Annotated in this window: 4 protein-coding genes; 2 read left to right on the top strand and 2 right to left on the bottom strand. The window is 62.1% G+C overall.

The features are described 5' to 3' along the window. The first annotated feature begins 508 nt into the window (after nucleotides 1-508). Complete coding sequence (locus ACP7AU_RS17455) at nucleotides 509-1,594, top strand: PA0069 family radical SAM protein (protein ID WP_426052243.1); 1,086 nt, start codon at nucleotides 509-511, stop codon at nucleotides 1,592-1,594. A 180-nt stretch (nucleotides 1,595-1,774) separates the two neighbouring features. After that, entirely contained in the window at nucleotides 1,775-2,416 is a 642-nt protein-coding gene (locus tag ACP7AU_RS17450; RefSeq protein WP_426052242.1) for a dihydrofolate reductase family protein, read from the top strand. A 1,209-nt stretch (nucleotides 2,417-3,625) separates the two neighbouring features. Here the strand turns inward: ACP7AU_RS17450 and ACP7AU_RS17445 are convergent. Next, nucleotides 3,626-4,222, bottom strand: coding sequence for a carbonic anhydrase (locus ACP7AU_RS17445; protein WP_426052241.1), 597 nt, complete (start codon nucleotides 4,220-4,222; stop codon nucleotides 3,626-3,628). A gap of 310 nt (nucleotides 4,223-4,532) precedes the next feature. Further along, nucleotides 4,533-4,920: tellurite resistance TerB family protein (locus ACP7AU_RS17440; protein WP_426052240.1), on the bottom strand; the 388-nt coding region annotated here is incomplete at its 5' end.

The raw sequence follows: 4,920 nt of genomic DNA, 5'->3' as shown, positions 1-4,920 counted from the left end.
CCCGGCCATTACCGTTGCCATTACCGTTGCCATTCTGCGCCATCGCGGCACCCGAGATGGCCAGGGTCAGCGCCAGCGCGCTCGTCAGGGTGATTGATCGTTTCATTGCCAGACTCCTCGTCTGGAAGACCTAACGACCACAAACCTTCGCTGTTCCGCCGCTGCCATCGGCACCGTTGTCAAGGTATCTGAAGCGAAGGTCCGCTTGCCACCCGCAACAGACCTTTAGTGGGTCCGCTTTCCGTCGACATCGGAGCGCGGGCGTAGCAGTAGACACGATCAATCTCCCCCTCCCCGCTCGAATTTAGGCTAAGTTGTTGATTTTATGAAACACGGCGCGGCGAAAGGCTATTGCTGCGTCTACTGACCTGTTACACGCCGGCTCGATGACCGCGCGCCCAATGCCGAACTGGGCCTTCCCGCGCGCCTACATCTGCCGCCCCGAGGGTGATCCCGGTCAGCGCCGCGTCGCCTGGAACCGTCCGGCAAGCCTGTCCGCCTAAGCCTGATGACAACGCTGGCGATCCCGAAAGGCGCGCGCGGTCGGGGCGCCAAATCGAACGCAAGCGACCGGTTCGAGGCCACTGAGATCGAGGCGTTCGACGACGGCTGGACGGATGACGACGCCGCCCTCCCTGCCCAAATACCGACGACGGTCACGCCTCTCAGATCGCGTACCATCATCAGCAAGAATCAAAGCCCAGACATCGGCTTCGAGCGATCCATCAACCCCTACAAGGGGTGCAGCCACGGATGCATTTATTGCTATTCGAGGCCGTCACATGCCTATTTGGGCCTGTCTCCTGGCCTGGATTTCGAGACGAAAATCTTCTCCAAACCTGACGCGGCGCATCTGCTGGAACAGGAACTCAGCGCCCGCAAATACGTCTGCAAACGCATCCACATCGGCGGGGACACCGATCCCTATCAGCCGGACGAGAAGGATTTGCGGATCACGCGAAGCATCTTGAAAGTAGTGGCCCGGTTTAATCAGCCGGTCTCGGTGATCACGAAGTCGAACCTGATCACGCGAGACCTCGACATCCTTGGGCCGATGGCGCGCGACAAGCTGGCGACGGCGTTCGTGTCGATCACCACGCTGGACCGTGGGCTGGCTCGGGCGATGGAGCCCAGGGCTTCGACGCCGGCCAAGCGCCTGGAAGCGATCTCCCGACTGGCCGAAGCCGGCGTGCCCGTCGGCGTCGGGTTCGCCCCTGTCATTCCGGGTCTCAACGACCACGAACTCGAATCGATCCTGGAGGCCGCAGCCAAGGCTGGTGCCACAACGGCGATTTACGTGACGCTGCGCCTGCCCTTGGAGATTAAAGACCTGTTCAAGGAGTGGCTGGCCGACGTGCGACCAAATCGCGCAGCCCGAGTCATGTCGCTCGTCCGGCAGACGCGCGGCGGGAAAGAATACGACGCCGACTGGGCGCAGCGAATGAAGGGGACGGGGCCAGTAGCTGAACTGATCGCGACACGCTTCAAGGCGGCAGTGAAGCGCTACGGCCTGGACGGCCCCCGACACGAACTCGACGTGACGAAGTTCAAGGTGCCCGAGTCGGCGCGCGCCCAGTTGGACTTGTTCGCCTAGCTGACAAAAGCGATGTCCTAAGCAGTCCGTCGCGGGAATGTCCGGTTCCGGGATCGGAGGCAATTTCGCAAATTGACCCATTGCAGACGCTGGAGGGGGTCATAACCTGATCCCGCAAGACTCGGAACTTCGCCACGTCAGGCGCGGTCACCTCTGAGTTCACAATCAACGAGGGGCCCCATGGGCAAGGTGCGTGTCGCTGGTTTCGCGGTCTCTCTTGACGGTTTCGGCGCCGGTTCGGCTCAAAGCCTTGAGCATCCACTCGGCCATCGTGGCCAAGAGCTGCACAACTGGTTCTACCCGACCCGGACTTTCAGATCGATGATTGGGCAGGACGGCGGCACCGAAGGGGCCGATGACAACTTTGCTCGCACCTCAATGGAGGGCTTTGGCGCTTTCATCCTCGGTCGCAACATGTTTGGACTAATCCGCGACGAATGGCCGGATGTTGGCTGGAACGGCTGGTGGGGGGACAATCCCCCTTATCATGCGCCTACATTCATCCTGACTCATCACGCCCGGGAGCCCATCGTCATGGAGGGCGGAACGACGTTCCACTTCGTTACGGAAGGGATCGACGCCGCGCTGCACCAAGCCCAACAAGCCGCAGGCGATTCCGACGTGAAGATCGGCGGCGGCGTGTCCACGGTCCGCCAGTATCTCTTGGCGGGAGCAATCGATGAGTTGCACCTGGTGCTGTCGCCCGTCTTATTGGGTGATGGAGAGTCCTTGTTCGCAAGCATCGATTTACCAAAACTTGGCTATCGGGTCACAGAGGCGGTCCCCACGGAGATGGCGACTCACATCGTACTGACGCGCTGAGATCGACTACCCCTTCCCACCCGCAACAGACCTTCGGCGCGTCTGGTTTGTGTCGATAGTGCCAATGTTTGGTGCGGGACCGATAGGCAACCGCCGTTTCCGACCCAAATGATTCCTCGGTGATGACGGTGCGGGATAAACGCTCGGCTTTCCAGCTCTCAGGCCCGGCAGGAGACAAGTTTCATTGGATGGACGAGGAACAACTGATACCCGGCTGCGCTATGGCTGAGCTTGAGCAAGAGCTTAGGCTTGTTTCCCGGCCGACCAATCCAGCCCCCCTTCCAGGTCGGTCGGGAAACTGAGACCTCGCGCGGACGAATGGGTCTTTTGGCCTCCGGTCGCCGCTGCTCCCTGTCCGGTCACCGAAGCTGATTTTGGCCAAGTCCGCTTTTGTGTCGGCAAGCCAGGTCCGCTTTGCGCCCAAGGGTGTGCATCGGCGTCGAAATCGGACCCGGTCGAGAGGAAGCCTAGGTGGTTGAATTCGCGATACAACAATACGTTGGCGCGCATGATGACTGGCGTCTGTCGGGCCCCCGTCTCGCCCCGAGGTATTAGGCTCATTCAATATGTTATTTCATATCGGGTGGGGTCCCGCCTTGAACGCCGATCAACAATCGAGCGCACCCGATGCGGTCCGACATCACGATCACCATGATCGTCAGAGGGGCCCGGCCCGCTTAATCACACTGAGCGGCTCTGGCGCGCGAGGCGAATGAGTTGTGCTGATGCACGCAATAACCGCCGACAATAGCGCCGGCTAGCCGCCGCGAGAATTCCGAAGTTCATGCCCAGCGAGATGCCGGCCGAAAACTTCGCCCACTCCATTATCCCGGCGACGAACAGCTTCGAGCCGATGAACTTAAAGGCCCGCGACGCGCTTTAAGGGACCTTGAGAGCGGCAAGTTACTGCTGCGCGACTACGTAATGGGCGTCGATACGCCTACCCCCGGAAATTCAGACGGAGGGGCTGCCGGGAGCCGACAAACATTGAAATGCGCCACGCGCCGATTGAGAAAATCTGATCATGCCTAAAGACAAGCCGGAGACCCCACCCTCCCTGTTGATCCGCCAGGAGGCCCTTTCGCGATGGGACAATGAGGGAGGTGCGGGGCCTGGTGGGCCGCGAAAGCCATCCCGGAATTCGTCGGACCCGGGGCGCGGCGGGCAGGTGCCGCGTTCCTGGGATTGCGCTCGATAATCTTGTCTTTTCTAGACGGTTGTGAGTTCGCCCGTCGCAATGCTGAATCTCCACACAGCAAGGCTCAGATGACCCGCCTTCTCGGCGTCGCGTATCCAAGGGAAAGTCCGCAGATTGGTCAGCGACAGCCGAAACACGGCATCCTCGATCGACGCCTCGAAAGCCTCGCCTGCGCCTTGCTCGGGCATCGGCCACATCACTGGTTCAGCGATGTCCATCCAGGGGCCGAGGAAGTCCTGGGCGTTGCGAAGCGGCCCATGGATCATGGCGTGAATGCCGTCGCAGTTGGCATGCCCAAGCACGACGATCCGGCGGACCTTCAGGATCTTGACCGCATACTCCAGCGCCGCACTCGTCCCATGACACCCGCCGTCAGGGGCATAGTGGGGAACCAGGCCTGCGACATTGCGGATGACGAACAGCTCGCCCGGCTCGGCGTCGAAGATGGTCTGAGGATCGATCCGGGCGTCGGAACAGGCGATCACGGCCGCGGCGGGCTGCTGACGTCGCCGCGCGAGTTGGGCATAGCGCTGCGCCTGGGCGGGCCACACCCCCGTTCGGAAACGGTGATAGCCCGCGATCCGCGGGTCGTCTGGACGGACCGTCATGACACAGCCGGACGACGACGGATCATGCACTTGAGCCGTCACCAGGTCGCGCGCATGGACTGACTTTGTCGTCCGGCCGTATCCGGATCACAGGTTCCATGAACCAGCCTTCCCGGCCTGTCCGGCGCTCAGACACGGATGTCGAAGGTATGCCGACTGGGTCGGCGAATCCCGGCGTCATCGCTGATGGCCCGCGGCGGATCGACGGGACGATCGGTGGGCGTGCTTTGATGGGACGCCACCCGACCCGTCATCTGGGAGAGCTGAAGGGCCCAGGCCTGGACGGCGGGGTTGGTTGATATGCCGACCCTCATCCTTGCCCGCCTTCACCGGAGATCAGGTCGAACGACGCCGGATCGACGTTCAGGAGCGTGCAAAGGCGCAAGATCACCGCCCTCTCCTCGGCGTCAAAGCCGCCGTCGGCCTCGGCGACGGCGCAGGCGGTTTCGATCAAGGCGCGAGAGGGCCCGGCTTGGCCGCGCAGGCGCGAAACGGCGACCTCCGCCGTCGCCTCGCCGTCGTCCAGATCACGCTCGAAGCGCAGGTTCAACGCCTCGAACAGGACGAGCACGTCGTCGGCGCCGAAGAAGGCGATGGCGGGGGAGTTGCGCATTCGATCGATCATACGCGTCCGTTCGTTGAGCGTGACCCAACCGTCGGCCTGGGCCACCATGGCGCAGCCTGCGACGACGGCGTCC

The sequence above is a fragment of the Brevundimonas sp. SL161 genome (assembly GCF_049896985.1).
In the GTDB taxonomy this organism is placed as follows: Bacteria; Pseudomonadota; Alphaproteobacteria; order Caulobacterales; family Caulobacteraceae; genus Brevundimonas.
This window is presented reverse-complemented; position numbering and strand designations above follow the sequence as displayed.

Coding starts and splice junctions, on each gene's coding strand:
- ACP7AU_RS17455 (WP_426052243.1), top strand. CDS start 509: ATGACAACGCTGGCGATCCCGAAAGGCGCGCGCGGTCGGGGCGCCAAA.
- ACP7AU_RS17450 (WP_426052242.1), top strand. CDS start 1,775: ATGGGCAAGGTGCGTGTCGCTGGTTTCGCGGTCTCTCTTGACGGTTTC.
- ACP7AU_RS17445 (WP_426052241.1), bottom strand. CDS start 4,222: ATGACGGTCCGTCCAGACGACCCGCGGATCGCGGGCTATCACCGTTTC.